The following is a 24,741-nucleotide window of genomic DNA, read 5'->3' as shown; positions in this document are numbered from 1 at the left end:
GGCTTGCCTGCGATACAGGCACCTCGGTACATCCGGTAAACCCGGTGGATGCCATCGCAGGCAAGCCAGCTCCCACACTGGGACTCGGTTCGGTCTGGAGATCAGCGGATGAAATGGATCTTGCCGCTGTCGTCATTGCCGATGTAGATGCCATACACCCCGGCCTGGCGCTCTTCGATGTAACGCTCGAGGATCTGCCGGATGGCCGGGTAGTAGATGCTGTCCCAGGGGATGTCCTCGGGCGCGAAGAACTTGTAGTCGAGGGTCTCCGGCCCGAACTGGCCGGTGATCTCCAGCGCGATGGCGCGGAAGATGATGTACACCTCGCTGATCTTCGGCACGCTGAAGATCGAGTAGGGCGAGAGGATCTCCGCGCGTACGCCGCTTTCTTCCCAGACTTCACGCAGCGCGGCCTGTTCGGTGGTCTCGCCACCTTCCATGAAACCGGCGGGCAGCGTCCAGGTGCCGGGGCGCGGCGGGATTGCGCGTTGGCACAGCAGGTATTTGCCGTCCTGCTCGATGATGCAGCCGGCGATGATCTTCGGATTGATGTAGTGGATATAGCCGCAGCCACGGCACATCAGGCGCTCATGCGTATCGCCCGGTGGCCGCTGGTGACCGAGGTCACTGCCGCCACATTTCGGGCAAAAGCTTGGGCTGAACACGCTCAGTGACCTATGCGGGGTTCTTTGAGGGCGATGGGCAGGGTGATCTCGGGGACTTTGCCGGTCTCTTCCTGTTTGCGCTTGAGGTAATCCAGGGCCACAGCAGCCGCGGCGCGTACGTGGTCGACGCAGGCCTGGTGGGCAGCGAGCGGGTCGCCGCTCTTGATCGCCTGGACCATGCGTTCCATTTCCTGGTTGCTGGTGCCGCGACGGTTTTCCTGGGACACCGAGGTCGCGCGCAAGTAGCTGATGCGCGCCTGCAACTGGCGCAACTGCGTGGCGGCCACGTGGTTGCCAGAGCCTTCGAGCAACACGTCGTAGAAGCCCTGCACCGAATCGATCACCTGTTGCAGCTCGCCGTCCTTGAGGGCCTTGCGGTTTTCCTCGAGGGCTTTTTCCAGGGCCTTGATGTCCTTGGCCTTGGCGCGCAGGGTGAACAGCTGCACGATCAAGCCTTCGAGCACGCAGCGCAGTTCATAGATATCGACGGCATCCGCCAAGGTAATGATTGCAACCTGCGGGCCCTTGGCATCGGCGAATTCCACCAGGCCTTCGGACTCTAGATGACGCAAGGCTTCGCGCACCGAAGTGCGGCTGACGCCGAGGCGGTCGCACAGGTCGCGCTCTACCAGGCGGTCACCCGGCAACAGCTGGAAGTTCATGATGGCGCTGCGCAGTTTCTCCAACACGATTTCGCGCAGGGTGACCGGGTTGTGATTGACCTTGAAGCTGTCGTCGAGTGGCAGGCGTTTCATGGGGTCTGCTCTGAATGTAGCGGTTAACTGGAGGCCTCGGCATCGGCGTCGGCGAACGCTTCCCGGGCCAGTCGGAAACTGTCCACGGCGGCGGGAACCCCGCAATAAATACCGACCTGAAGCAGAATTTCGCGTATTTGTTCACGACTCAGCCCGTTACGCAAGGCGCCGCGCACATGCAGCTTGAGTTCGTGGGGCCGATTGAGGGCCGAAATCATTGCCAAGTTTATCATGCTGCGTTCTTTAAGCGACAAACCCTCACGGCCCCACACGTGGCCCCAGCAGTACTCGGTGACCATCTCCTGCAGCGGCCGGGTGAAATCATCGGCGTTGTCGATCGAACGCTGCACGTAGGCCTCGCCCAGCACTTGGGTGCGGATCTTCAGGCCCTGCTGGTATTTTTCAGTGCTCATCAATCAGCTCCTCAGGCCAGGGTGGGCAGCGGGCCCAGCTTGCCTTTGTGATAGATCATCGGCGTGACCGGCTGCGCGGGCAGGATCAGGTTCTTCACCGCGCCGACAATGATTGCGTGGTCACCGCCGTCGTATTCGCGCCACAACTCGCATTCGATGATTGCCGTGGCCTTGGCCAGCAGCGGGTTGCCCAGCTCGCTGAGGTGCCACTCGATGCCCTTGGCCTTCTCCTTGCCTTTGCCGGCGAAGGCATAGGCCTCGGCGGTCTGGTCGGCGGACAGCAGATGAATCGCGAAACGCTTGCTGTCGCGCAGGATCGGGTAGGTGTCCGACGCATAGTTGGGGCAGAACAGCACCAGGGCCGGGTCGATCGACAGCGCGCTGAACGCGCTGGCGGTGATGCCGACGATGCCGCCGTCCGGGTCGAGGGTGGTGACCACCGTGACGCCGGAAGGGAAGGAGCTCATGACGTCTTTGTAAATGCCGGGTTCGATCATGGTCGGGGTCTCTTAACGCATCACAAAAGGATCAGGCATCGGCGCCTGGGAGAGGTTGATCCACACCGTTTTCAGCTCGGTGTAGGCCAGCACCGAATCGATGCCGCTTTCGCGTCCGTAGCCGCTGTTCTTGAAACCGCCGATGGGCGCCATGGCCGAGACCGCGCGGTAGGTGTTGACCCAGATGATCCCCGAGCGCACATCCCGCGCCAGGCGATGGGCGCGGCCGAGGTCGCGGGTCCAGATGCCAGCGGCGAGGCCGAACTGCGAGTCGTTGGCGATCGCCAATGCCTCGGCTTCGTCCTTGAACCGGATGACCGAGGCCACCGGGCCGAAGACTTCTTCCTGCATGATCTTCATCGAGTTGCGGTCGCATTCGAACAGCGTCGGCTCATAGAACCAGCCTTCACCCAGATTCTGCGGACGCTTGCCACCGGTGCGCAGGCGCGCGCCCTCGGCGATGGCATCGGCCACCAGGCCTTCGACCACGGCCAGTTGCTGCGCGGTGGCCATGGGCCCCATTTCGCTGGCGTCGTCCTGCGGGTTACCGATGCGGATGCGTTGGGCGCGCGCCACCAGACGCTCGACGAACTCATCGTAGATTTCATCCTGCACCAGCAGGCGCGAACCCGACACGCAACTCTGCCCGGACGCCGCGTAGATGCCGGCAATCGCGCCATTGATGGCGCTGTCGAGGTCGGCGTCGGCAAAGATGATATTCGGTGACTTGCCGCCCAGTTCCAAAGACAGCTTGGCGAAGTTCTCCGCGCTGCTGCGCACCACATGCCGTGCCGTGGCCGCGCCGCCGGTAAAGGCAATCTTGCGCACCAGCGGGTGGCGGGTGAGGGCAGCGCCGGTGCTGGGGCCGTAGCCGGTGACCACGTTGACCACGCCCGGCGGAATCCCGGCTTCGAGGGCCAGGCGCGCGAGTTCGAGGATGGTCGCCGAGGCGTGCTCCGACGGCTTGATCACGATGGTATTGCCCGCCGCCAGGGCCGGTGCGAGCTTGATCGCGGTCAGGTACAGCGGGCTGTTCCAGGGGATGATTGCTGCGACCACGCCCATGGCTTCGTGCACGGTGTAGGCGAACAGGTCGGGCTTGTCGAGGGGCAGCGTGCCGCCCTCGAGTTTGTCGGCCAGGCCGGCGGTGTAGTGGAAGAACTCCGGCAGGTAGCTGACCTGGCCGCGCGTCTCGCGGATCAGCTTGCCGTTGTCGCGGCTTTCCAGCTGGGCCAGTTGCTCTTTGTTCTCGGCAATCAAATCGCCCAGGCGACGCAGCAACTTGCCGCGCGCGGTGGCGGTGAGGCCACGCCAGGCCGGGCTGTCGAAGGCAGTCTGCGCCGCTTGCACGGCGCGCTCTACATCCGCTTCGTCGGCGTCGGGCAGTTGCGCCCAAGGCTCGGCCAGGGCCGGGTTGAGGCTGTCGAAAGTCTTGCCGGACAGGGCATCGACCCATTCACCGCCGATGCACATCTGGAAGCGTGCGAGTGTCATGCAACGATCCCCTTGATTGGATTGTTTTGGGCGTACACCGTGTCGAGGAAGCCCAGCAGCAGCTGGTTGACCAGGCGTGGCGATTCTACCGGCATCATATGCCGTTGTTCGGCCAGCACCGCAACGGTGGCGCCGGGAATACGATCGGCCAGTTGCCGGGCCATTTCCGGGGTCGAGCCCGGGTCGAGTTCGCCGGTGGCGACCAGGGTCGGCACGCGCAACCCCTTGAGGTCGTCGGCGCGGTACATGTCCTGGGTCGCGAACAGTTCGTAGGTGGTCAGGTAGCCCTGGGGGTCGTTGCCCGCCAGGGTTTCACGCAGCGCGGCGATCTGCGCCGGGTTGGCCGCCTGGTATTCGCGGCTGAACCAGCGCGACAGCGCGGCCTCGGCATTGGCGTCCGGGCCATGCTCGGCGGCCTGGGCAGTGCGTGCGATCACGCCGGCGCGCTGTTCCGGGCTGCGGTTGAACACACTGTTGAGCACCACCAGGCCTTGCAGGCGCTGCGGGTAATGCAGGGCAAACGCCCGGGCGACCAGGCCGCCCATGGAAAAACCGATCACCGTGGCCTGAGGCAATTGCAGGTGGTCGAGCAGTTCCAGCAACTGGTCGGCATAACCCAGCAGCGGCGTGCCGGCGGCCGGGCGCGGGCTGGCGCCATGGCCGAGCATGTCATAGGTGATCACGCGGTAATTCGTGGCCAGGCCAACGACTTGCCCGCCCCACATTTCTTTGTTCAGGCCCACGCCGTGGATCAAAACCACAGGCTGGCCTTGGCCGGTCGCCAGATAACTGGTGCCAGCCGGGGTGCGTTCAGCGGTGAGCCGAATCATGGAGCGCTCCTGCATACCTTTTTATTAGGGTGTTAGCCGCCGGGATTACTGGGCCTTTTCGGCGGCCAGTTCTTCCAGGTCGATATAACGGTTGCCGATCCGTGGGTGCAGGCGGCCGCCATCGGCGCAGCCCAGCACCACGACGATTTCGTCGGCACGCGGGGCGTCTTCGATCTGCATTTCCAGGGTGATGTAGTGCGAGCGCAGGCCTTCGTCGTCCTTGTGCATCATCGGGATCTGGATCGAGGTGCCAGGGCCGCCGCGCTTGTTGGTGAAGCTCAGGTAGCTCTTGGCCTTGACCGCTTCACGGTAGTGATTGCCGAAGCGCAGGGTATGGATGATTGCGCTCGCGTGTTCGATCTCGCCATCGGCGCCCACGACGGCGGCCTTGCCGTACGCTTCGATCTTCTCGGCGCCGCCGATGATGCCCACCAGGCGCTCGACCATCAGTGCACCGAGGTCGGAGCAATTGGCGCGGATCTCCGGCTTGAGGTCTTCGACGAAACCGCGACCCAGCCACGGGTTTTTCAACACGACGGCCAGACCGACCATGGTCACCGGCGTGTCCGAGGCCTTGCCGCCTTCAATGAAGGTTTCTTCTACGTAACTGACGATCTTGCGGATTTCGAAACTCATGGGCTGCTCCGTCTGATGTGAGTGGATTTCGTATGATGGTATACCATAATACGTAAAGCACAAGTGCAAGCGATGAGTTCGTGTGGGGCGAGGCGATGGGGGGTGCGTCAGCACTTGCGATGTTAATAAATGTTAAATCGAAAAATAACTTCACATAATCCGTTCATTGGTGGATGATCGACTGCAATTCCAATGCGGCTCGCCGGTGTAGCGCGAGCCGCCGTTTACCCCTGGAGTACCCCATGAATAATAAGAATGTCGGTGTGATCGGTCTGGGCGCGATGGGGCTGGGCATTGCCCGTTCGCTGTTGCGCGCAGGCTTTAATGTGCATGCCTGTGATGTGCGCGACGCGGTGACCCAGCAGTTCGCCAGCGAAGGCGGGGTGGCGTGCGCGTCGCCGGCGCTGATGGCGGATGCCTGTGATGTGATCATCACCGTGGTGGTCAACGCCGAGCAGACCGAAACCGTCCTGTTCGGTGAAGGCGGCGCGGTGGCGGCGTTGCGCCCGGCGAGCCTGGTGATCGGCTGCGCCACCGTGGCCCCGACCTATGCCGTCGAGCTTGGCCAGCGCCTGGCGGACCAGGGCCTGCTGTACCTGGACGCGCCGATCTCCGGTGGCGCGGCCAAGGCGGCGGCCGGCGAAATGACCATGATGACCTCCGGCCCGCAAGCGGCCTACGCCAAGGCCGAAGCCGTGCTGGCTGGCATGGCGGGCAAGGTCTACCGCTTGGGCGATGTGCATGGCCTGGGCTCCAAGGTGAAAATCATCAACCAGTTGCTCGCCGGGGTGCACATTGCCGCCTCTGCCGAAGCCATGGCCCTGGGCCTGCGCGAAGGGGTGGATGCGGACGCCTTGTACGAGGTGATCACCCACAGCGCCGGCAATTCCTGGATGTTCGAAAACCGCGTGCCGCACATTCTCAAGGCCGATTACACGCCGCTGTCGGCGGTGGATATTTTCGTCAAGGACCTCGGCCTGGTGCTGGATACTGCCCGCGCGAGCAAATTCCCGCTGCCGCTCTCGGCGACCGCGCACCAGATGTTCATGCAGGCCTCCAGTGCCGGTTTTGGCCGTGAGGACGACTCGGCGGTGATCAAGATTTTCCCCGGCATCGATCTGCCGACTGCCAAGCCTGAGCCTGTGTGAGGAACGCCGCATGACTAACCCAACGGCACGCCCCTTGCTGGGCTGCATCGCTGACGACTTCACCGGCGCCACCGACCTCGCCAACATGCTCGTGCGTGGCGGCATGCGCACAGTGCAAAGCATCGGCATCCCCAGCCGCGAAGTCGCGGCCGGGCTGGATGCGGACGCGATTGTGATCGCGCTCAAGTCGCGCACGACACCGGTCGCCGAGGCGGTCGAGGAGTCCCTGGCCGCACTGGCCTGGCTGCGCGAGCAGGGGTGCGAGCAGATTTTCTTCAAGTACTGCTCGACCTTCGACTCTACCGCCGCCGGCAATATCGGCCAGGTCAGCGAAGCTTTGCTCAAGGCGCTGGGCAGTGATTTCACCTTGGCTTGCCCGGCGTTCCCGGAAAACGGCCGCACGATTTTTCGCGGGCATCTGTTTGTGCAGGACCAACTGCTCAACGAGTCGGGCATGCAGCATCACCCGCTGACGCCGATGGGCGACGCGAATCTGGTGCGCGTGCTGCAAAGCCAGACCCAACTGCCGGTCGGGCTGCTGCGTTATGACAGCATCGCTGCCGGCGTCGAGGCCACGCGCAACAAGATTGCCGAACTGCGCGCGCAAGGCGTGGGCATTGCCATCGCCGACGCGCTGTCGGACCAGGATCTCTACACCCTCGGCAGTGCCTGCGCCGACTTGCCATTGCTCACCGGCGGCTCGGGCCTGGCTTTGGGCTTGCCGGGCAATTTCCGTCGCGCCGGCAAACTGCGTGATCTCGACGCGGCGGCGTTGCCGAGCATCAGCGGCGGCGAGGTTGTGCTGGCTGGCAGTGCATCGTCGGCGACCCTCGGCCAGGTCGCCGCCTGGTGCGAAGCGGGGCGCCCGGCGCTGCGCATCGACCCGCTGGCCCTGGCCGCCGGTGAGCCGGTGGTGGCCCAGGCGCTGGCGTTTGCCCAGGGCAGTGCACACACCGTATTGATCTACGCCACCAGCACCCCGGACGAGGTCAAGGCGGTGCAACAGCAGCTCGGCGTCGAACGCGCCGGCGCGCTGGTGGAGAATGCCTTGGGGGCGATTGCGGCGGGATTGCGCGAGCAAGGCGTGCGACGCTTTGTGATTGCCGGCGGCGAAACCTCCGGCGCGGTGGTCAAGGCGCTCGGGGTCAACCTGTTGCAGATCGGGGCGCAGATTGATCCGGGCGTGCCGGCCACCGTCAGCAGTTCTGCCGAGCCGCTGGCACTCGCGCTGAAATCCGGCAACTTCGGTGGCCGCGACTTCTTCACCAAAGCCCTCGCGCAATTGGCCGGAGGTGCGCAATGAGCGGCACCGACGAGCAGGCCCTGCGCGAAGAAATCTGCGACGTCGGCCATAGCCTGTACCAGCGCGGCTACACCGTGGGCAGTGCCGGCAATATCAGCGCGCGCCTCGACGATGGCTGGCTGATCACGCCGACGGATGTGTGCCTCGGTCGCCTGGCGCCTGGCGCCATTGCCAAGGTCAACCTGAAGGGCGAGTGGGTGTCCGGGGACAAGCCGTCCAAGACCCTGGCCCTGCATCGCCAGGTCTACGACCGCAACCCGAGTGTCGGCGGCGTGGTGCATACCCACTCCACCCACCTGGTGGCGTTGACCCTGGCCGGGGTGTGGCGCGCGGACGATATCTTGCCGCCGCTCACGCCTTATCAAGTGATGAAAGTCGGGCACATTCCACTGATCGGCTACCAGCGCCCGGGTTCGCCCAAGGTCGCCGAGCAAGTCGCGCAACTGGCCAACCGCGTGCGCGGGGTGATGCTTGAACGCCTCGGTCCGGTGGTCTGGGAAAGCTCGGTGGCCAAGGCCAGCTACGCGCTGGAAGAGTTGGAAGAAACCGCACGGCTGTGGTTGATGAGCAACCCTCGGCCGGCGCCGCTGGATCAGGCGGCACTGGATGAATTGCGCGAGACGTTCGGCGCGCACTGGTAACCCGCAAGACACACCGCAAGTGCTGCCCGAGCGCCTGGTTTGACGCTCGACGGACCCGGCTTGCTTAAAAAAACAATAACAACAGGACTTACCCGCATGAGCCCATTGATTCTGATGTTAACCGCCGGCGCGGGCATCGCGCTGCTGCTGTTTTTGGTACTCAAATACAAATTCCAGCCGTTTGTGGCGCTGATGCTGGTCAGTATCGTGGTCGCGCTGGTGGCCGGGGTGAAGCCGGCTGACCTGGTCGCGACCATCGAAGGCGGCATGGGCAAGACCCTGGGGCATATCGCGATCATCATTGCCCTGGGCGCGATGATCGGGCGGATTATCGAGCTGTCCGGCGGTGCCGAGGCCCTGGCGAAGTCGCTGATCGAGCGTTTCGGCAATAGCCGCACGCCGCTGGCCTTGACCATCGCCGGGTTCATTATTGGGGTGCCGGTGTTCTTCGAGGTCGGGGTGATTATCCTGATGCCGCTGGCCTATGGCGTGGCCCGCCGCGCGCGCAAGCCGCTGCTGGTGTTCGCCCTGCCGATGTGTGCGGCGCTGCTGACCGTGCATGCCTTCCTGCCGCCCCATCCCGGTGCCGTGGCTGCCGCCAGCCAACTGGGTGCCGACCTGGGCCGCGTGCTGATGTTCGGCCTGCCGATCACCGCATTGCTGTGCTACATCGGCTACCGCGTGGCGGGGCGCATGACCCGCCGTTTCTACCCGATGACCGACGATATCCGCGCCGAAGTGTACGGCCCGCACGTGACCAATGAAGACTTGCGCGCCTGGACCAACGGCAACCCACAGGCGGTGCAACAGAGTGCCGTGGCCGAGTCGCACATGGGCCTGGAGGAATCCACCAGCGCCATCGCCGCCAAGCTGCCGGCGGCGCCTGCACCGGGTTTCGGCTTGATTGTCGGCCTGATTTTGCTGCCGATCGTGCTGATTCTGCTGGGTACCCTGGCGACCTCGTTGCTGCCGATCGAGTCGACCCTGCGTGGGGTCATGACCGTACTCGGCGCGCCGCTGGTGGCGCTGCTGATCGATACGTTGCTGTGCGCCTGGCTGCTCGGTTCGCGCCGGGGCTGGAGCCGCAGCCAGGTGTCCGACGTGATCGGCTCGGCCTTGCCGGGTGTGGCCATGGTGATCCTGATTGCCGGTGCCGGCGGCGTGTTCGGCAAGGTGCTGGTGGACACCGGCATCGGCGCGGTAGTCTCCGACATGCTGCGCACCACTGGCCTGCCGGTGCTGGCGCTGGGCTTCTTGTTGACCATGTTGCTGCGCGCGGTGCAGGGTTCGACCACCGTGGCCCTGGTGACCACGGCGGGGATCATCAGCCCGCTGATCGTGACGCTCAACCTCACCCCCAACCACATGGCGCTGCTGTGCCTGGCCATGGGCGGTGGCGGGCTGGCGATGTCGCATATCAACGACGCCGGCTACTGGATCTTCACCAAGCTTGCCGGGCTCAACGTCGCGGACGGTTTGCGCACGTGGACGGTGATCACCACGTTGCTCGGTACTTTGGGTTTCCTGATAACCCTGCTGATCTGGCCTTTTGTCTGAATCCTGGGAGCTTTTATGCCTCGTTTTGCTGCCAACCTGAGCATGCTGTATCCGCAACATGATTTCCTCGAGCGCTTCGCTGCGGCGAAGGCCGATGGTTTTGACGCGGTGGAGTATCTGTTTCCCTACGACTACAGCGCCGAGGCACTCAAGCAGCGCCTGAGCGACAACGGCCTGGAGCAGGCGCTGTTCAACGCGCCGCCAGGCGACTGGGCCGCCGGGGAGCGCGGTATCGCCACGCTGCCGGGGCGTGAGGCCGAGTTTCGCAGCGGCTTCGACCGGGCGCTGGACTATGCCGCGGTGCTGGGCAATTCCCGTGTGCATGTGATGGCCGGGCTGTTGCCGTCGGAGTCCTTGCGCGAGCGTCATCACGCCGTGTACCTGGAGAACCTGGCCTACGCCAGCGCGGCGGCGGCCAAGGTCGGCGTCACGGTGCTGCTGGAGCCGATCAACACCCGCGACATGCCGGGGTTTTTCCTCAATCGCCAGGACCAGGCGCACGCCATCTGCCGTGAAGTTGGCGCGAACAACCTCAAGGTGCAGTTCGACTGCTATCACTGCCAGATTGTCGAGGGTGATCTGGCCACCAAGTTGCGCCGCGACTTCGACGGCATCGGCCACATCCAGATTGCCGGCGTGCCGGACCGCCATGAGCCGGACCTGGGTGAGGTGAACTACGCGTATCTGTTCGAGCTGATGGATCAACTGGGGTATGACGGTTGGGTCGGCTGTGAGTACCGGCCACGGGGCGATACGTCGGCGGGGCTGCAGTGGTTGCGGGACTGGAAGGTGCGTTGAGCTGGGGGGCGGCAGGCGAGGGGTGTGGGGGAGGTAGATCTCTAGCGCCTATGCTGCCGTCTTCGCGGCCTCGCTGGGGCTCGACGGCTCCCACAAGGGGGGCGGCGGGGGCTTTGGGGGTTTTTGCTTGGTGATAGAGATCACTAGGTGGGCGCTGGGTTGCTGGCGAGGGGGGGCAGGTAGATCTCTGGTGCCCATGCTGCCGTCTTCGCGGCCTCGCTGGGGCTCGACGGCTCCCACACGGGGGGAGGGGTGGCCGTGGGGATTTTTGGTTGGCAATAGAGATCAACAGGTAGGCGCTGGGTTGCCGGCGAGGGGGTGGGTCAGGCGGGCGGCGGGTCGCTGGGTAGCATCAGTTCGATGCCACGCTTGCGGATGCCATCGGCGGCAGCCGGGGCGAGGGCGTCGTCGCTGATGATGATGTCGAACGGTTCCAGCCCGGTGATGCGGTACATGCTGAAGGTGCCGTATTTGGAACTGCTCGCCACCAGCACGACCTGGGACGCAGATTGCATCGCCACTTGCTTGACCTCGACCTTCAACGCCGAGGGCGTGGTGATGCCGCGGTGCAGGTCCCACGAGCTGGTCGACACAAACGCGATGTCCGTGACCACCTGGCGCAGGGTGGCCACCGCCAGGCCGCCGACCGAAGAATGGTTGTCATGGTCGAGTTGCCCGCCGGTGTGGATCACCGTCACCTGCGGCGCGTCCATCAAGGCCTGCACGATCCCGAAATCGTTGGTCACCACGGTCATCCCCGACAGCGCCTTGATGTAGGGCACGATCTCCAGCGTGCTGGTGCCGGCATCCAGGTACACCGTCATGTCCGCGTGCAGCAGCCGCGCGGCCAATCGCGCCATCGCCTGCTTCTGCGGCAATTCGACGACGGCCTTGGATTGATGGCTGGGCTCGCTGTGCAGCTGGCTGGCAATACGCACCCCACCGGTCACCGAATACGCGCGGCCGTCCTGTTCCAACAGGGCGATGTCGCGGCGCACGGTCATGTGCGAGCAGTCGAACATCTCCATCAACTGATGCACGCTGAGCACTTGATGCTTGCGCAACTGGCGCAGGATCAACTCACGCCGCTGCTCGGGAATCATCGGGGCGCTGCTGTCGGGGGCAGTGTCCTTGGGGTTGGGCATTGAGGCTCCGGATCGATCTGACTATGGGCGGGCAACTGCTGCACATAGTAGCGAATACGCGCGGCGTTCGCCTGCTCCCTGCAGGCGATTGCCGCGCATGGCCGGTCAGAACTTGAAGCGTCCCACCAGGCCCTTGAGCTGGCCGGAAATATCGGTCAGGCGACCCGAACCGGTCTGCGCCGAATGCGCAAAGCCTTCGACCAACTGCGCATCGGCGTGGATCTGCGCGATGTGCCGGTTGATCTCCTCCGCGACCTGGTGCTGTTCCTCGGCGGCGGTGGCGATCTGGGTGTTCTGGTCGCGGATCGAATCCACAGAGCCACGGATCTTGTCGAAGCTGTCGCGCGCCTGCTGGATGCGCTCCACGCTGGTGTGCGACACCAGCAGGCTGCCTTGCATCTGCTGGGTGACTTCCTGGGTGCGGCGGGCGAGGTTGCCCAACAGGCTGTCGATCTCGCCGGTGGAGTCGGCGGTGCGCCGTGCCAGGGCCCGCACTTCGTCGGCAACCACCGCGAAACCACGGCCCTGGTCACCGGCGCGCGCGGCTTCAATCGCGGCGTTGAGCGCCAGCAGGTTGGTCTGTTCGGCAATCGAGCGAATGGTGTCGAGGATGGTGTTGATGTTTTTGCTGTCCTGCTCCAGCTGCTGCATGGTCTGGGTCGAGCGCTGCAGGTCTTCGCTGAGCTTGAGCACGCTGCCGGTCGCTTCGCCGATATGCTGCTGGCCGTCGTGCACGTCGCGATAGCCTTCATCGGCGCTGGTGGCGGCGGCGCTGCAGGAGCGGGCGACTTCGTTGGCGGTGGCCACCATCTCGTTGAAGGCGGTGCTGACCAGTTCCACCGCTTCGCGTTGACGGCCGGCGGCCTGGTTCATGTTGTGCGCGACTTCGCTGGTGTCGGCGGCGGCGGTCTGCAGGTCGGAGGAGGCATTGCCGATACGCTGCACCAACTGCGCGATCATGCCCAGGAACTGGTTGAACCAGCCCGCCAGGGTGGCGGTTTCGTCCTTGCCCTGCACCGTGAGCTGGCGTGTCAGGTCGCCTTCGCCTTCGGCGATCTCCTGCAGGCCGTTGGCGACCCCGCGAATCGGGCGCACGATCACGCTGGCAAAGCTGGCGCCGACAATCGCGAAGACCACGGCGAGTGCTGCCGCAATCGCAGCGATCAACCACGTGAGGCTCGTCGCACCGGCCATCACTTCGTCGCGCTTGATCAGGCCAATGAAGCGCCAGCCCAGGTCCTTGGAGCTGACCACGTTGGCCATGTAGGCCACGCCATCGATGTCGACCTGGGTCACGCCGTCGCCGCGCTTGGCCAGTTCGGCGTAGTTGGCGCCGAGATCGGCGAGGGGCTTGAAGTTATGCTTGGCGTCGCTGGGGTCCACCAGCACGTTGCCGTTGGCTTCCACCAGCATCAGATAGCCGCTGTCGCCCAGCTTGATGTTGCGCACCAGTTCGGTGAGCTGCTTGAGCGACACGTCCAGGCCGACCACGCCGAGGATGTTGCCGGTGGCGTCGGCCACGGTGTGCACGGTGCCGATCAATACCACGTCGTCCGGCGCCCAGTAATACGCACCGGTGCGCACGGTTTTGCCCGGCGCGGCGATGGCCGCCTTGTACCAGGGGCGCACGCGCGGGTCGTAGTTGTTCAGTTTGGTGTCGTCCGGCCAGCTGGCGTAGCCGCCGTCGCTCAGGCCCAGGGACAGGTAGGCGGTGCTGGGATGGCTTTTGGCGAACTGGTCGAAAATATCCAGCAGGTCTTTGTTCGTGGGGGTGAGGGGGATTTGCGCGGCGTCGGCGCCGGCGTAGTTCTTGAGGTCCTTGGCCGCGACAACGCGCGGGTCCTTGGCCACATAATCGACGTTCTGGCTGATGCCATCGAAGAACTGCTGCATGCCATTGTCGATCTGGCGGATCTCGCGGCCGCTGCTGTCGAGGAAATTGGCCAGGGCCCCCTCGCGCACATTCAGCACCACCAGGACGGCCACCAGGATGACCGGCAGGCACGCGATGGCCGCAAAGGCCCAGGTCAGCTTCTGCTTGATATTCATGACTTCACCCGCGGGTATTTATAGTTTTGGCAAGGGGAAAACAGTAGCGTCGAGCGTCGCATGTGTTGTTATCGGGGAGGTGCTGCCCATGCGTACCCCCTGTATATCGACTGCGCGGGCACGCACTTGAGGCCGAAGTGGGCGGTCAACCGATCCGGTCGCCACCCAGCGCATCACGCTGCATGGACTGCAGGTTTTTCTCGATGGTTTCGCAGATGGTTTCCATCTGGATCTGGTGCTCGCTGGAGTTGAACGGGCTTTGCAGGTCGGTGCCGATGCGCTCGATGGCCAGCAGCATGAAGCCCACCACCGTGGAGGCCAGCGGCGTGAACCAGCCCAGGGATTCGACCAGGCCCACCGGCACGATCAGGCAGAACAGCGAGATAAACAGGCGCGGAAAATACACGTAGGGGTAGGGCAGGGGCGTGTTGGCGATCCGTTCCATGCCGCCCTGGGCGTTGGACAAGTCCACCAGGGTCGATTCCAGCCGCGCCAGGCGGATGCTGTCCAGGTGCCCGGTCTTGTATTCCCTGGCCAGCAGCGCCGCCGAGCCGGTCAGGATGTCATTGGCAAAATTGTTGGTGGCGCCGTTGCGCGCGAACTCTTCGGACGGGATAAACGCGCGCACTTCTTCAGGGCACGGCTCGCCCTTGAGGTGCGCGGCCAGGCAGTTCACGTAAGCCACATGGCGACGCAACAGCGTGGCCTTGACCGGGTTCACTTCGCCGTCGGGGTCATCGAGCAGGGTCAGCACCTGGCGGGCGAAACTGCGCGAATTGTTGACCATCGCCCCCCACAACGTGCGGGCTTCCCACCAGCGGTTGTAGGCGCTGCTGTTACGAAAACTGATCAGCACCACCAGCGCCGAACCCAGCAACGTCAGCGGCATCAGCGGCAGGTTGATCTTGGTGGTCAGGAACAGCATGAAGTCCACGGTGACGGCAACGTCCCACAGCAACAGCCAGAACAGGGCCCAGCCCACGTAGCCCATGGTCTTGATGATCAGGCGGTACTTTTTGATGATGGCGGCTTTCAAACGGGAACCTCGCGGCGGCGGTCGGCAACAGTGCCTTAGCTCGGACGCCGGCAGGGGGGTAAGGTTCGCGCGGGGACTGAAACGTTTAAGTCGGCTTGGGCTGATTCGGCCTGCCTGGCCGTGGTTTTCGAGCGTGCTATCGCCTTTTGGGTAAATGTCACAAGAGTTGTCCACCCCCTCCAGCGGTTGGAACAATTTTGGTAGGAACGCGGTCCGGTACTTCATTCAGGATAAATTGCGACCAAGGCAAAACGCCATTACTGGTATCTATTCTGTCGTGAGTTGTTGTGAGACCTGGTTGCAGAAAGTCTGCAATTGAAATCAGTGAATTCAGGTTGTTTGATCAGGGCTCTTTCTCATGTGCAGTCGTTCGTTGAAGTTGGCGCTGGATGATTCGGCGCGCGTGGTTGAAAGTCATGTCGAGTTTGAGGTGTGCATTCGCACGCATTACGCCTTGTTGCTCGAACCCTATTCAAAGCGACCGTTTTTTTACAAGACGGCGTTGAAGTTCAACCGCTTGATGGTGTCTTTTGCGCTACTGAGCGCCTATTTTTCGCAGGCGGTGCCGTTACTCTCCAAAGTCAAGGCGCTGTGCGTGGCGCGCGGGTTTTGTTCGCGCAATGGCTTGGAATCAATATTCCTGCTGTTCAGGGCGCTGGGGTTCATGAAGGTAGCGGGTCATCCGGACGACAGCCGTCTGCGGGTCTTCAGCCCGTCGTCCCAGGCATGCCGGGAGGTCAGGTCGATGCTCGCGTGCGTCGTTGAGCCATTGGCCATGCTGTACCCGCAAAACAGCCTGATTCAACAACTGGGCGAGTTGGATGACCGCGCGTTCCTGGCGGTTTATTTCAAGGGATTTGCGAGAATGTTCGAGGCTAACGTGACCCTCGATCAACTCCTGCCTGAATGTTATTGGCTGGTTAATCGGGATGCCGGGCACCTGTTGATGTTGGCTATCTATAACGACGCGTGTGCGCTGGACAAGACCGGGGCCGGTTTTCGCTCTTCTTCCTATCTTTCATTGGCCGAGCAATTGTCGGTGTCCAAGACGCATGTCATTCGTTTGGTTCGTGAAGGGGCGGACAGGGGCTACTTTAAGATTCATTCCAAGACCCAGCTTGAAGTGCTGCCGCCGTTTGTCGTGTTGGTCCGACGTTTTATGGCTTATTCATTCGCGATCAGCCTGCACAGCCTGCAATCGGACCAGGCTGCTGGCCTATAGGCAATTCATGCACAGGGAATGAAAGGATGCCGGCTAATTTGAAGCTGCGGCCACGGATGCAAAGGCTACTGTCACCGGCGATCTCACAGGCCGAAGTCATCGGCGTTATCGCCTGGCTGGGCGTGTTGATGGCTGACCCACTGGTGACGTTCGGCCTGGATAAACTGCTGATCACGCTGTGCCTGCTGGTGGTCTGCAGGCTTCACAGCGTGGTGTCCAATTTTTACTTGTGGCGACTGCTCGGCGTTGCCTACATGGTGTTGCTGAGCGTTGGCTTTGCCTATGTGATGCGCGCCAACCTTGAGCTGCAAGTATTTGCCTTGCCGCTGGCACTGACCCTGGTGCTCAGCAGCGCCATACTGTTTATCACGGCCCAGGACTTTCTGACGTGCGCAGCCTTGGTCTGGATCGTGATCTGGCCCACTGTGCCCGTGGGGTTGTACGCGGGCATCGAGATTTACCTGTTGATTTTTTGCCTGTCATCCGTGTCTGTTGGCTTCATCCTGAGCTACTCATACTTGAATAATCTGCGTTCGGTGCTGCTGGTCGAGAGTGAGTTTCGCGAACTCGCACACACCGATTACCTGACGTCTCTGTTGAACCGACGCGCCTTTATGGAGAGTTTCGCCAAAGTGCTGGCAGCCGGTGAGACCGGTTACTTCATGATGTTGGATATCGACAGTTTCAAGTTGAAGAATGACCAGTTCGGCCATGACGTGGGCGACCGGATCCTCTGCGCGATGGCCACCTGCCTGAAATCCACCCGTGGCAGCCACAGTTTTGGCAGGATTGGCGGCGAGGAGTTTGGCGTCTTGCTGGTCGGCGATGATCCTTATATCGCCACCGAATATGCCCTGCGCCTGCTGCAGGCCATTCGCGAAAGTGTCGCGCCGCCCCATGACTACACGTGCAGTGCGGGCATGACGCGCTTTACCGCCGGCGCCGATCTGTCGGCGGTGCTCAAGTGCGCCGACCACAATCTGTATGCCTCCAAACGCAATGGCAAAGACTGCGTGCACCTGGATGGCATGCCTGTTTGCCGCGCATCATGGCTGTCCAACCCCCAGGAGGTTCCATGAAAGTTGGCGTGATTTCCGATACCCACGGCCTGTTGCGCCCTGAAGCCGTGGCGGCGTTGCAGGGATGCGGGCAGATCATCCATGCCGGTGATATCGGCAGCCCCGAAATTCTCGCGCAACTGGCGCGCATCGCGCCGGTTCATGGGGTGCGCGGCAACAATGACCAGGACGCAGCGTGGGCGGCGCAGGTGCCCGACCATCTGGTTATCGACTTGCTGGGCTGGCAGACGCTGGTGGTGCATGACATCGCCGACGTCCCCGCGTTGCTCGAGGCCCACACGCGGCTGGTGATCACCGGCCACTCGCACAAGCCGTTGATCGAATGGCGTGACACAACGCTGTATGTGAATCCGGGCAGTGCCGGGCGACGGCGGTTCAAGTTGCCGGTGACGGTGGCGGTGCTGGAGATCGGGGCGGCGGCCATCGAGCCGCGGTTGATTGCCTTGCTGGAGTGACCGGTGCTTAACGCTGCGCGAGGATGCACTCAAGCAGGCCGGGGAAGCGGCTTTCCAGCACATCCCCGCGCAGTGAGTTCATGTGGGTGGTGCCGACGCTGCGGGTCTGCACCAGGCCTGCGTCGCGCAACACGCGAAAGTGATGGGACATGCTCGACTTCGGCCGCCCGCCGTCCAATTCACCGCAGGTAGCCTCCGGCACACTGGCCAGGCACCGCACGATTTCCAGGCGCACCGGATCACTCAGCGCGTAGAGCAGGCGCTCGAGTGTCAGGTCTTCAAGGGTGGGGTGTTTAAAGGCTCGCATGAAACGAAGCATAACAGGGGGGTATCATCGAATACCATAGTTCGATTACCATCGAACTATCGAATCACTCACTCGCTCCTGGAGTCCCCCATGTCCGCCTTGTTCGAACCCTACACCCTCAAAGACGTCACCCTGCGCAATCGCATCGCCATTCCGCCGATGTGCCAGTACATGGCCGAAGACGGCATCGTCAATGACTGGCACCACGTGCACCTGGCCAGCATGGCCCGTGGCGGTGCCGGCCTACTGGTAGTCGAAGCCACGGCAGTCGCGCCGGAAGGCCGCATCACCCCCGGCTGCGCCGGCCTGTGGAGCGACGCCCACGCCGAGGCTTTCGTGCCGATGGTCAAGGCCATCAAGGCCGCCGGTTCCGTGCCGGGCATCCAGATCGGCCACGCCGGCCGCAAGGCCAGCGCCAACCGCCCATGGGAAGGCGATGACCACATCCCGGCTTCCGATGCCCGCAGCTGGGAAACCATCGCGCCGTCGGCCATCGCGTTCGGTGCCAACCTGCCCCAAGTCCCACGCGCCATGACCCTGGACGACATCGCCCGGGTGCGCCAGGACTTCGTCGACGCCGCGCGCCGTGCCCGTGACGCCGGCTTTGAATGGATCGAACTGCACTTCGCCCACGGCTACCTGGGCCAGAGCTTCTTCTCCGAGCACTCCAACCAGCGTACCGACGCCTACGGTGGCAGCTTCGACAACCGCAGCCGTTTCCTCCTGGAAACCCTCGCGGCGGTGCGTGAAGTCTGGCCGGAAAACCTGCCGCTGACCGCGCGTTTCGGCGTGATCGAATACGACGGCCGTGACGAACAGACCCTCACCGAGTCCATCGAACTGGCCCGTCGTTTCAAGGCCGGTGGCCTGGACCTGCTGAGCGTCAGCGTGGGCTTCTCGACCCCTGACGCCAACATCCCGTGGGGGCCTGCGTTCATGGGCCCGATTGCCGAGCGCGTCCGCCGCGAAGCCGGTATCCCGGTGACCTCGGCCTGGGGCTTTGGCACCCCGCAACTGGCAGACGGCGCATTGCAGGCCGGCCAACTGGACCTGGTGTCGGTCGGCCGAGCACACCTGGCTGATCCCCATTGGGCCTACTTTGCCGCCAAGGAACTGGGCGTAGAGAAGTCGTCCTGGACCTTGCCTGCGCCTTACGCGCATTGGCTGGAACGCTATCGCTGAGGCGAACCGCCTAGCTGGCGACGGGCTCAATCAAGCCGGGCCCGTCGTTGCGTGTATTGCCCACCGCAGTGCCGACCTTGAACCATTCAAACACTTCGCTGGGTTCGCCCTGGAACAACAGCAACTGCTCGGCACGCGCTAGCGGCGTTGCCGGGTCGAGCCATTCACGCGCCAGTGCCGGATTGAGCACCACCGGCCGCCGGTCGTGAATATCGACCATGCCGCCGGCGCTGTCGGCGGTGATGATCACAAACCCGTCGTGCTCGCCCGCGCCTTCATCGGCGTCGGGCAGTTGGCCGATGGCGGCGCACAACACCGGCGCGCCGTCCCGGCGACGGATCAGGTAGGGCTGCTTTTTCGGGCCGCCTTCGTCCACCCATTCAAACCAGTTGTCTACCGGCACAATGGCGCGGTGCGGCCAGATCGCGCGGAAGAAAGCCCCCTGGGCGACTTTTTCCACGCGGGCATTGATGGGCGCCGCACGGTCCCTGGCCCAATGCGGGCGCCAGCCCCAGCGCACCCGATCGGCGTGCAGCACATCCTGCTCCAGGTGCAACAGCGCAACCGGCGTCGACGGCGCGACGTTGTAGCGCGCCTGGTCGCCTGCGTTATCGACCCAGGCATTGGGCATGCTCAAGGCCGCGACAAAGTCATGAATGCCCCGGTACTGCGTCAATCGTCCGCACATGGCTGAACCCTCCGGCTAAGCCTTGAGCGTAGACGCTGACGGTGTAACGGCCCAACGGGTGTCAGCCCTCGAACACCGGCCGCGAGGAGCGCTCGATTGCGGCCATGGCCTCGGCCTGGCTCATCAGCCCGGACGCTTCCAGGATCGACAGCAGTGAACGCCCCTGTGCCACCGATTGGCGTGCCAGCTGGCTGACACGGGCGTAGCCCAGCTGCGGCACCAAGGCGGTGGCGACGGCCATCGACGCGGTCAGGTGCTGCTCGTTGCGCGACGTATCGGCGGTGATCCCGTTGATGCACTTTTCGCGAAACCGCTGGATGCCCTGGGTCAGCAGCGCAATGCTGTCGAACACGCGGGACGCCACCAGCGGCTCATAGTGGTTGATCTCCAACTGGCCCGCCTGCACCGCCTGCGCCACCGCCGCATCGTTGCCGATCACTGCAAAGCTCAGTTGGATCATTGCCATCGGCAGTACCGGGTTGACCTTGCCGGGCATGATCGAGGAACCGGCCTGGGCTTCGGGCAGCTTCAATTCGCCGATCCCGCCCACCGGCCCGGACGACAGCAGAGTCAGGTCCGAAGCGATCTTGGCCAGGGATGCCGAGCACGTGCGCAGTTCGGCGGAGACTCGCGAAAACACATCCATGTTCTGCATGGCATCGAAGGTATTCTCCGGGGCCTGGTACTCAATGCCCGTGATCTGCACCAGATGCTGATAGACCGATGCGCGATACGCCGCCGGCGCGCCGAACCCGGTGCCAATGGCGGTGCCGCCCAGAGGCAGGGTCCGCAGTTTTTCGCGCACGCCCGCCAGCTCCGCACCGAGGCGATGGGTGAGGGCGGCATACCCGGAAAACAGCTGGCCCAGGCGCATCGGCTGGGCGTCCTGCAGGCAGGTGCGGCCCAGGTGCAGGACATCGGCAAATTGCTCGGCTTTCTGGTCGAAGCGGGCGGCCAACTGGGCCACTTCATCGATCAGCGGCCCGAGCATCGCGTGGGTGGCGATCTTCAGGGCCGCCGGGTAGACATCATTGGTCGATTGCGAGGCATTGACGTGGTCGTTGGGGTGCACCACCTCGTAAGAGCCCGCCGCGTGCCCCAGCAACTGCTGCGCGCGATTGGCGATGACTTCGTTGAAGTTCATGTTGGTGGAGGTGCCGCCGGAGCCTTCCAGCAGATCGACGATCAGCGAGTCATCGCAGCGGCCGGCGATCACTTCGCCACAGGCCTGCACAATCGCCTCGCACTGCGGCTGGGCGATAACGCCGCAGCCGCGATTGGCCAGGGCGGCTGCCCACTTGCACTGAGCGAAGGCGTCGCGAAACGCCGTGTAGTGGGCGATGGTCAACGGTGACACGCTGAGGTTATCGAACCCGCGTACCGAGTTGACCCCATACAACTTGCCGGCGGGAATGTGCACCTCACCGACGTAATCGGTTTCCAGTCGTGCAGCGGCAGCATCAAAAGTACTCACGAGCATCACCCTCTTCTATTTGAATTAACGCCTCCACCCCTGTGCCCAGGGCCTTGAGCCTGGGCAGGAAGGAATGGAGGATCACATTGCGCGCCGTTTCGCAGGCATCGGCGAAAAAGGCGCTGTATTCATCACGTCGCGCCACCAGGTACAGCGAGCGCTCCAGGTGCAGGTCCGGGGTGAGGTGCGCGGTCACTTTGTCCACCCACGAAGCGGCCTGCAGAAAACACATCGGGCTGGTGACCGCCCAGCCGATGCCCTCGGCGACCATCGAGGTCAACGCATCGGCGTTATCCAGTTCCAGGCGGTTGGGTACCCGCACATTCAGGCTGCGCAGGTGCCGCTCGATCTGCAGGCCCACCTGGGACATGCGGTTGAAGCGCACCACCGGCAGTACGTTGGCCAGCGCGCGCACATCCTCGATCGAGTTGATCTCGCTGCGCAGCTGGTTGGGCGTGATCACAAAGTACTTCTCTGAAAACAGCCGGTAGCGAATCACGTCGTTGGCGTCCATCAGCGGGTCGCTGGTGACGATCAGGTCGAGGTCGCGGCGCAGCAGGGACTCGCCTTGCTGCGGGCTGAGCCCGGTGCGAATCGACAGCTGCGCCACCTTGCCCAGCAATTGCCGGGTGAACACCGAACCGCAGGTGGCGGCGAAGGAGTCCACCAGGCCGATGCGCAGGTCCGGATTGACGCCGCGCCCGGCGTCGATCACCTGGGCCTTGAGGTGGGACAACTCCTCGCTCAACACCGAACCGCGATTGCGCAAGGCCACGCCGAACGCAGTCAGGGCCAGCGGGCGGGTGGTGCGGTCGACCAGCACCACGCCCAGTTCGTCTTCCAGCTGGCGCACCATCTGCGACACCCCGGACTGGGAAATGCCCATGCGCGTTGCAGCGCCCGACATGCTGCCTTCCTCGGCCACCGCGATGAACACCTGGACCGCATACATGTCGATAAGCCTGTTCGCTGACATCTTCATCCTCGCTCGCTGACGCGCTTCAACGGTTACTTCGGCGTACGCCCCACGGGTGTGGACAGCGCCGGCGATAACCCTGGGTCGGTATCGGGCGTGACGCCCGACAAGTCTTCCTTGCTGGTTTCCGGTGCAAACAAATGGCAGAACACGCCGCCGACGACCAGCACGCCGACGCACACTCCCAGCGCCGCGTGCACCCCGACTTGCTGCACCGCGACGGGCAGCAGGAAGGTCGCCACCGCCGAGCCGAAGCGGCTGGCGGCCACGGCCAGGCCGATCCCCGAGGCGCGCAGGTGGGTGGGGAACAATTCCGGCGGGTAGACAAATTCCAGGTTCACCGCGGCCGCCATCACGCAGGCAAAAAAGCCGAAGGCGAGGATGGTGCCCAGTGGGCCGAAGCCGGCGTAGGCAAGTACCGCCAGGCCGGCTGCGCTGAGGTAGAAAGTCCCGACCAGGAAGACCCGGCGCGACAGGCGGTCGATCACCAGCAGGCCGAGCAGGGCACCGACCAGCAACAGCACGTTGTAGACCAGGCCGCCGGCAAATTTGTCCTGCACATTCAGTGCTTCCAGCACCTTGGGGGCGAAGGTGCCCAGGGCGAAGAACGGAATCACCTGGCAGGTGTAGAACACGCAACCGACCAGGGTGTTCTTGCGCCAGCGTCGGCTGAACAACTCGCCCCAGCGGCTCTGTTGTCCGCGCGTGTTGGCCTGGGCAGCCGGAGCGGGCAGGTAGACGTGTGGCCCGAACTTGCTGCGCACAATCGCCAGGGCTTCCTCGCTGCGCCCACGCGCCATCAGCCAGATGGGCGATTCCGGCACGCCCAGGCGCAGCGGCAGGATCAGCAAGGCGGGGACACCACTGAGGGCAAGCATCAGGCGCCAGGCATCCGGGCCGATATCGCGGATCGCAAACCCGACCAGGTAGGCCGCCACATAACCCGCCGCCCAGGCCGCCGCCAGGACGCTGAGCAAGCGTCCACGGTAGCGGCGGGGGGCGAACTCGGTGACCAGGGACTTGCTCACGACATAGTCGAACCCCAGCACCAGGCCGAGCAACAGGCGCAGCGCGAGCAATTGCTCGGGAGACGTGACGAAGAACTGCGAAGCAGAAATCACCGCGAACAGCAGCATGTCCCAGGCGAAAATCGTGCGTCGGCCAAACCTGTCGGCGATCGGCCCGGCGCACAGGCTGCCCAGGAACAGCCCCGCCAGCGAGGCGGCGCCGAGCAAGCCCATCCAGAGCGCCGTCAACTGCAGCGGCCCCGCCGCCATGCTCACGGCGATGCCGATGATACCCAGCACGAACCCGTCACTGAACTGACCGCCTGTGCCGCTGAACACCGTTCGGATATGGAAGCGGCTCAGCGGAAGGTCTTCGAACGCTACTTGACCACTCATTCGTCTCTCCCCTTGCATTTTTATAGGTGTGGGATCCGGTGCCTGGGCATCGGTTGAGCAGGAGTCTAGGGCGGTCACTTCACGAAATCAGCAGACGCTTGATGAGTATCAAGATAGCTGATACTGGGCGCCGGGATTCTTGAAACTCTGGCCTGCGCGGCGTTGGCGGCGCGGTCGAGCGGGGAGCTTTTGGCCAGGTAAAAAGGGCGCAGATCGCTCGCGCCCTCGTTGGGGCGCGCGCGGTATCCGGAGAGGGGGGTTAAAGCGGGGTCAGCACATTCATGACCGTGTCCAGCGCCACACGGGTGTCATCCAGTTGCACCAGCGAGGCATGCCGCGCGCCAAGTGCGTCGCGGTTCTGGATCGCGGTGAGAATCGCCTTGTGCCGAGGCAGGCTCAGGCCCTGGATATCCGGGCGACGGTTGGTGATGTTGATCGACTCGCGCAGCGGCAGCGAGAGCATGTTGCACATGTAGGCAAGCAGGTCGTTGCGGGTGGCGTCGGCGATGGCGCGGTGGAAGTCCAGGTCAGCCTGCAGCAGCTGTTCGTGGGTCTGCGCGGTTTCCATGCCCCGGTAGGCTTTTTCGATGGTGGCGATGTCTTCAGCGGTGGCGGTGGTCGCGGCCATGGCGGCGATTTCCGGTTCGAGAATGCGCCGCACGCCCGCCAGGGTGTTGAAGAACTCACTGTGCGGCGTGGTCTGCATCAGCCAGGACAGCACGTCCGGGTCGAGCAGGTGCCATTTCAGCCGCGGCCGCACCACTGCGCCGACCCGTGGCTTGGAGTACACCAGGCCCTTGGCGCTGAGCACGCGGGTCGCCTCACGCAAGACCGACCGGCTGACCTTGTATTCCTCGCAAAGCGTGGCTTCCATGGGCAGCCGTTCTTCGGGCTTGAAGCGACCGGAAACGATGTGCATGCCCAAGTCCTGGACGATCTGGGCATGCATGCTCTTGCGCGGCTTGGACGGCTGGTGATCCATAACTGG

General features: G+C 63.7%; 25 protein-coding genes. 9 read left to right on the top strand and 16 right to left on the bottom strand.

The window, feature by feature from the left end; translation table 11 throughout:
- Window positions 1–101 precede the first annotated feature (101 nt).
- The 7 genes from QMX97_RS03575 to QMX97_RS03545 are packed head-to-tail and all read right to left on the bottom strand — an operon-like array spanning window position 102 to window position 5,290.
- A complete protein-coding gene (locus QMX97_RS03575) occupies window positions 102–665 on the bottom strand; it encodes an NUDIX hydrolase (protein WP_065905743.1) in 564 nt (187 codons plus the stop codon).
- Window positions 666–667: 2 nt separating this feature from the next.
- On the bottom strand, window positions 668–1,420 hold the full coding sequence (locus QMX97_RS03570; protein ID WP_065905745.1) for a GntR family transcriptional regulator: 753 nt from the start codon (window positions 1,418–1,420) through the stop codon (window positions 668–670).
- 23 nt (window positions 1,421–1,443) lie between these two features.
- Entirely contained in the window at window positions 1,444–1,833 is a 390-nt protein-coding gene (locus QMX97_RS03565; protein ID WP_065905747.1) for a carboxymuconolactone decarboxylase family protein, read from the bottom strand.
- Between the two features lie 11 nt (window positions 1,834–1,844).
- Window positions 1,845–2,330, bottom strand: a complete 486-nt coding sequence (locus tag QMX97_RS03560) for a flavin reductase family protein (protein WP_065905749.1) — start codon at window positions 2,328–2,330, stop codon at window positions 1,845–1,847.
- A gap of 12 nt (window positions 2,331–2,342) precedes the next feature.
- A complete protein-coding gene (locus QMX97_RS03555; RefSeq protein ID WP_106804429.1) occupies window positions 2,343–3,824 on the bottom strand; it encodes an aldehyde dehydrogenase in 1,482 nt (493 codons plus the stop codon).
- Complete coding sequence (locus QMX97_RS03550; RefSeq protein ID WP_065905753.1) at window positions 3,821–4,654, bottom strand: alpha/beta fold hydrolase; 834 nt, start codon at window positions 4,652–4,654, stop codon at window positions 3,821–3,823. Before QMX97_RS03550 ends, QMX97_RS03555 begins: the two co-directional genes overlap by 4 nt.
- A gap of 45 nt (window positions 4,655–4,699) precedes the next feature.
- A complete protein-coding gene (locus QMX97_RS03545; RefSeq protein WP_065905755.1) occupies window positions 4,700–5,290 on the bottom strand; it encodes an amino acid synthesis family protein in 591 nt (196 codons plus the stop codon).
- 173 nt (window positions 5,291–5,463) lie between these two features.
- Between QMX97_RS03545 and ltnD the strand changes: the two genes are divergently transcribed.
- The 5 genes from ltnD (at window position 5,464) to otnI (ending at window position 10,737) form a co-directional block, all read left to right on the top strand.
- Window positions 5,464–6,438, top strand: a complete 975-nt coding sequence (gene ltnD / locus QMX97_RS03540; protein WP_342389437.1) for an L-threonate dehydrogenase — start codon at window positions 5,464–5,466, stop codon at window positions 6,436–6,438.
- A gap of 10 nt (window positions 6,439–6,448) precedes the next feature.
- A complete protein-coding gene (gene otnK / locus QMX97_RS03535) occupies window positions 6,449–7,741 on the top strand; it encodes a 3-oxo-tetronate kinase (RefSeq protein WP_282396034.1) in 1,293 nt (430 codons plus the stop codon).
- Window positions 7,738–8,382: an aldolase gene (locus tag QMX97_RS03530; RefSeq protein ID WP_065905772.1), complete on the top strand. Its 645-nt coding sequence runs from the start codon at window positions 7,738–7,740 to the stop codon at window positions 8,380–8,382. The genes otnK and QMX97_RS03530 overlap by 4 nt, the downstream gene beginning before the upstream one ends.
- Window positions 8,383–8,478: 96 nt before the next feature.
- Window positions 8,479–9,939, top strand: coding sequence for an SLC13 family permease (locus QMX97_RS03525; protein WP_201144003.1), 1,461 nt, complete (start codon window positions 8,479–8,481; stop codon window positions 9,937–9,939).
- Window positions 9,940–9,954: 15 nt separating this feature from the next.
- Window positions 9,955–10,737, top strand: coding sequence for a 2-oxo-tetronate isomerase (otnI, locus tag QMX97_RS03520; RefSeq protein ID WP_282396032.1), 783 nt, complete (start codon window positions 9,955–9,957; stop codon window positions 10,735–10,737).
- A 323-nt stretch (window positions 10,738–11,060) separates the two neighbouring features.
- On the opposite strand, the gene QMX97_RS03515 is transcribed toward otnI, so the two are convergent.
- The 3 genes from QMX97_RS03515 to QMX97_RS03505 all read right to left on the bottom strand — a co-directional run bounded on the left by QMX97_RS03515 (window position 11,061) and on the right by QMX97_RS03505 (window position 14,967).
- Entirely contained in the window at window positions 11,061–11,882 is an 822-nt protein-coding gene (locus QMX97_RS03515) for a DeoR/GlpR family DNA-binding transcription regulator (protein ID WP_065905775.1), read from the bottom strand.
- A gap of 105 nt (window positions 11,883–11,987) precedes the next feature.
- A complete protein-coding gene (locus QMX97_RS03510; RefSeq protein ID WP_120448178.1) occupies window positions 11,988–13,931 on the bottom strand; it encodes a methyl-accepting chemotaxis protein in 1,944 nt (647 codons plus the stop codon).
- Window positions 13,932–14,076: 145 nt separating this feature from the next.
- Window positions 14,077–14,967, bottom strand: coding sequence for a bestrophin family ion channel (locus QMX97_RS03505; protein WP_065905778.1), 891 nt, complete (start codon window positions 14,965–14,967; stop codon window positions 14,077–14,079).
- A gap of 358 nt (window positions 14,968–15,325) precedes the next feature.
- Here QMX97_RS03505 and QMX97_RS03500 point away from each other — a divergent pair, with 358 nt between their 5' ends.
- Genes QMX97_RS03500 through QMX97_RS03490 form a run of 3 tightly spaced genes read left to right on the top strand, consistent with a single transcriptional unit; the run spans window position 15,326 to window position 17,723 of the window.
- Window positions 15,326–16,189: a hypothetical protein gene (locus QMX97_RS03500; protein ID WP_282396027.1), complete on the top strand. Its 864-nt coding sequence runs from the start codon at window positions 15,326–15,328 to the stop codon at window positions 16,187–16,189.
- Window positions 16,190–16,215: 26 nt separating this feature from the next.
- Complete coding sequence (locus QMX97_RS03495) at window positions 16,216–17,268, top strand: GGDEF domain-containing protein (protein ID WP_106804416.1); 1,053 nt, start codon at window positions 16,216–16,218, stop codon at window positions 17,266–17,268.
- Entirely contained in the window at window positions 17,265–17,723 is a 459-nt protein-coding gene (locus QMX97_RS03490; RefSeq protein ID WP_282396025.1) for a metallophosphoesterase family protein, read from the top strand. The genes QMX97_RS03495 and QMX97_RS03490 overlap by 4 nt, the downstream gene beginning before the upstream one ends.
- 7 nt (window positions 17,724–17,730) lie before the next feature.
- Here the strand turns inward: QMX97_RS03490 and QMX97_RS03485 are convergent, their stop codons facing one another.
- A complete protein-coding gene (locus QMX97_RS03485; RefSeq protein WP_120448182.1) occupies window positions 17,731–18,042 on the bottom strand; it encodes a helix-turn-helix domain-containing protein in 312 nt (103 codons plus the stop codon).
- 78 nt (window positions 18,043–18,120) lie between these two features.
- Here QMX97_RS03485 and QMX97_RS03480 point away from each other — a divergent pair, with 78 nt between their 5' ends.
- The gene (locus tag QMX97_RS03480; protein ID WP_201144010.1) at window positions 18,121–19,212 is read left to right on the top strand and encodes an NADH:flavin oxidoreductase/NADH oxidase; all 1,092 of its coding nucleotides are present in this window, start codon (window positions 18,121–18,123) and stop codon (window positions 19,210–19,212) included.
- Between the two features lie 10 nt (window positions 19,213–19,222).
- On the opposite strand, the gene QMX97_RS03475 is transcribed toward QMX97_RS03480, so the two are convergent.
- The 5 genes from QMX97_RS03475 to QMX97_RS03455 all read right to left on the bottom strand — a co-directional run bounded on the left by QMX97_RS03475 (window position 19,223) and on the right by QMX97_RS03455 (window position 24,735).
- The gene (locus tag QMX97_RS03475) at window positions 19,223–19,900 is read right to left on the bottom strand and encodes an SOS response-associated peptidase family protein (RefSeq protein ID WP_282396022.1); all 678 of its coding nucleotides are present in this window, start codon (window positions 19,898–19,900) and stop codon (window positions 19,223–19,225) included.
- 61 nt (window positions 19,901–19,961) lie between these two features.
- Window positions 19,962–21,380, bottom strand: a complete 1,419-nt coding sequence (locus QMX97_RS03470; protein WP_282396020.1) for an aspartate ammonia-lyase — start codon at window positions 21,378–21,380, stop codon at window positions 19,962–19,964.
- Window positions 21,361–22,350, bottom strand: a complete 990-nt coding sequence (locus QMX97_RS03465) for a LysR family transcriptional regulator (RefSeq protein WP_106804412.1) — start codon at window positions 22,348–22,350, stop codon at window positions 21,361–21,363. Before QMX97_RS03465 ends, QMX97_RS03470 begins: the two co-directional genes overlap by 20 nt.
- 32 nt (window positions 22,351–22,382) lie before the next feature.
- Window positions 22,383–23,753 (bottom strand): MFS transporter, encoded by a 1,371-nt coding sequence (locus QMX97_RS03460; protein ID WP_106804411.1) that lies wholly within the window; start codon window positions 23,751–23,753, stop codon window positions 22,383–22,385.
- 259 nt (window positions 23,754–24,012) lie between these two features.
- On the bottom strand, window positions 24,013–24,735 hold the full coding sequence (locus QMX97_RS03455; RefSeq protein WP_065905797.1) for a FadR/GntR family transcriptional regulator: 723 nt from the start codon (window positions 24,733–24,735) through the stop codon (window positions 24,013–24,015).
- Between the last annotated feature and the right edge of the window lie 6 nt (window positions 24,736–24,741).

Source organism: Pseudomonas sp. PS01298 (assembly GCF_029959745.1).
Taxonomy (GTDB): domain Bacteria; phylum Pseudomonadota; class Gammaproteobacteria; order Pseudomonadales; family Pseudomonadaceae; genus Aquipseudomonas; species Aquipseudomonas aylmerensis.
The sequence above is the reverse complement of the archived record's forward strand: the minus strand, read 5'-3'. Positions and strand labels throughout refer to the sequence as shown.

What these genes read in the sequence shown, in the direction of transcription:
- otnI (WP_282396032.1), top strand. Translation starts at nt 9,955, where the DNA reads ATGCCTCGTTTTGCTGCCAACCTGAGCATGCTGTATCCGCAACATGAT.
- ltnD (WP_342389437.1), top strand. Translation starts at nt 5,464, where the DNA reads ATGATCGACTGCAATTCCAATGCGGCTCGCCGGTGTAGCGCGAGCCGC.
- QMX97_RS03455 (WP_065905797.1), bottom strand. Translation starts at nt 24,735, where the DNA reads ATGGATCACCAGCCGTCCAAGCCGCGCAAGAGCATGCATGCCCAGATC.
- QMX97_RS03565 (WP_065905747.1), bottom strand. Translation starts at nt 1,833, where the DNA reads ATGAGCACTGAAAAATACCAGCAGGGCCTGAAGATCCGCACCCAAGTG.
- QMX97_RS03515 (WP_065905775.1), bottom strand. Translation starts at nt 11,882, where the DNA reads ATGCCCAACCCCAAGGACACTGCCCCCGACAGCAGCGCCCCGATGATT.
- QMX97_RS03490 (WP_282396025.1), top strand. Translation starts at nt 17,265, where the DNA reads ATGAAAGTTGGCGTGATTTCCGATACCCACGGCCTGTTGCGCCCTGAA.
- QMX97_RS03500 (WP_282396027.1), top strand. Translation starts at nt 15,326, where the DNA reads ATGTGCAGTCGTTCGTTGAAGTTGGCGCTGGATGATTCGGCGCGCGTG.
- QMX97_RS03495 (WP_106804416.1), top strand. Translation starts at nt 16,216, where the DNA reads ATGCCGGCTAATTTGAAGCTGCGGCCACGGATGCAAAGGCTACTGTCA.
- QMX97_RS03545 (WP_065905755.1), bottom strand. Translation starts at nt 5,290, where the DNA reads ATGAGTTTCGAAATCCGCAAGATCGTCAGTTACGTAGAAGAAACCTTC.
- QMX97_RS03510 (WP_120448178.1), bottom strand. Translation starts at nt 13,931, where the DNA reads ATGAATATCAAGCAGAAGCTGACCTGGGCCTTTGCGGCCATCGCGTGC.
- otnK (WP_282396034.1), top strand. Translation starts at nt 6,449, where the DNA reads ATGACTAACCCAACGGCACGCCCCTTGCTGGGCTGCATCGCTGACGAC.
- QMX97_RS03530 (WP_065905772.1), top strand. Translation starts at nt 7,738, where the DNA reads ATGAGCGGCACCGACGAGCAGGCCCTGCGCGAAGAAATCTGCGACGTC.
- QMX97_RS03475 (WP_282396022.1), bottom strand. Translation starts at nt 19,900, where the DNA reads ATGTGCGGACGATTGACGCAGTACCGGGGCATTCATGACTTTGTCGCG.
- QMX97_RS03550 (WP_065905753.1), bottom strand. Translation starts at nt 4,654, where the DNA reads ATGATTCGGCTCACCGCTGAACGCACCCCGGCTGGCACCAGTTATCTG.
- QMX97_RS03555 (WP_106804429.1), bottom strand. Translation starts at nt 3,824, where the DNA reads ATGACACTCGCACGCTTCCAGATGTGCATCGGCGGTGAATGGGTCGAT.
- QMX97_RS03460 (WP_106804411.1), bottom strand. Translation starts at nt 23,753, where the DNA reads ATGAGTGGTCAAGTAGCGTTCGAAGACCTTCCGCTGAGCCGCTTCCAT.
- QMX97_RS03465 (WP_106804412.1), bottom strand. Translation starts at nt 22,350, where the DNA reads ATGTCAGCGAACAGGCTTATCGACATGTATGCGGTCCAGGTGTTCATC.
- QMX97_RS03570 (WP_065905745.1), bottom strand. Translation starts at nt 1,420, where the DNA reads ATGAAACGCCTGCCACTCGACGACAGCTTCAAGGTCAATCACAACCCG.
- QMX97_RS03485 (WP_120448182.1), bottom strand. Translation starts at nt 18,042, where the DNA reads ATGCTTCGTTTCATGCGAGCCTTTAAACACCCCACCCTTGAAGACCTG.
- QMX97_RS03560 (WP_065905749.1), bottom strand. Translation starts at nt 2,330, where the DNA reads ATGATCGAACCCGGCATTTACAAAGACGTCATGAGCTCCTTCCCTTCC.
- QMX97_RS03525 (WP_201144003.1), top strand. Translation starts at nt 8,479, where the DNA reads ATGAGCCCATTGATTCTGATGTTAACCGCCGGCGCGGGCATCGCGCTG.
- QMX97_RS03470 (WP_282396020.1), bottom strand. Translation starts at nt 21,380, where the DNA reads ATGCTCGTGAGTACTTTTGATGCTGCCGCTGCACGACTGGAAACCGAT.
- QMX97_RS03480 (WP_201144010.1), top strand. Translation starts at nt 18,121, where the DNA reads ATGTCCGCCTTGTTCGAACCCTACACCCTCAAAGACGTCACCCTGCGC.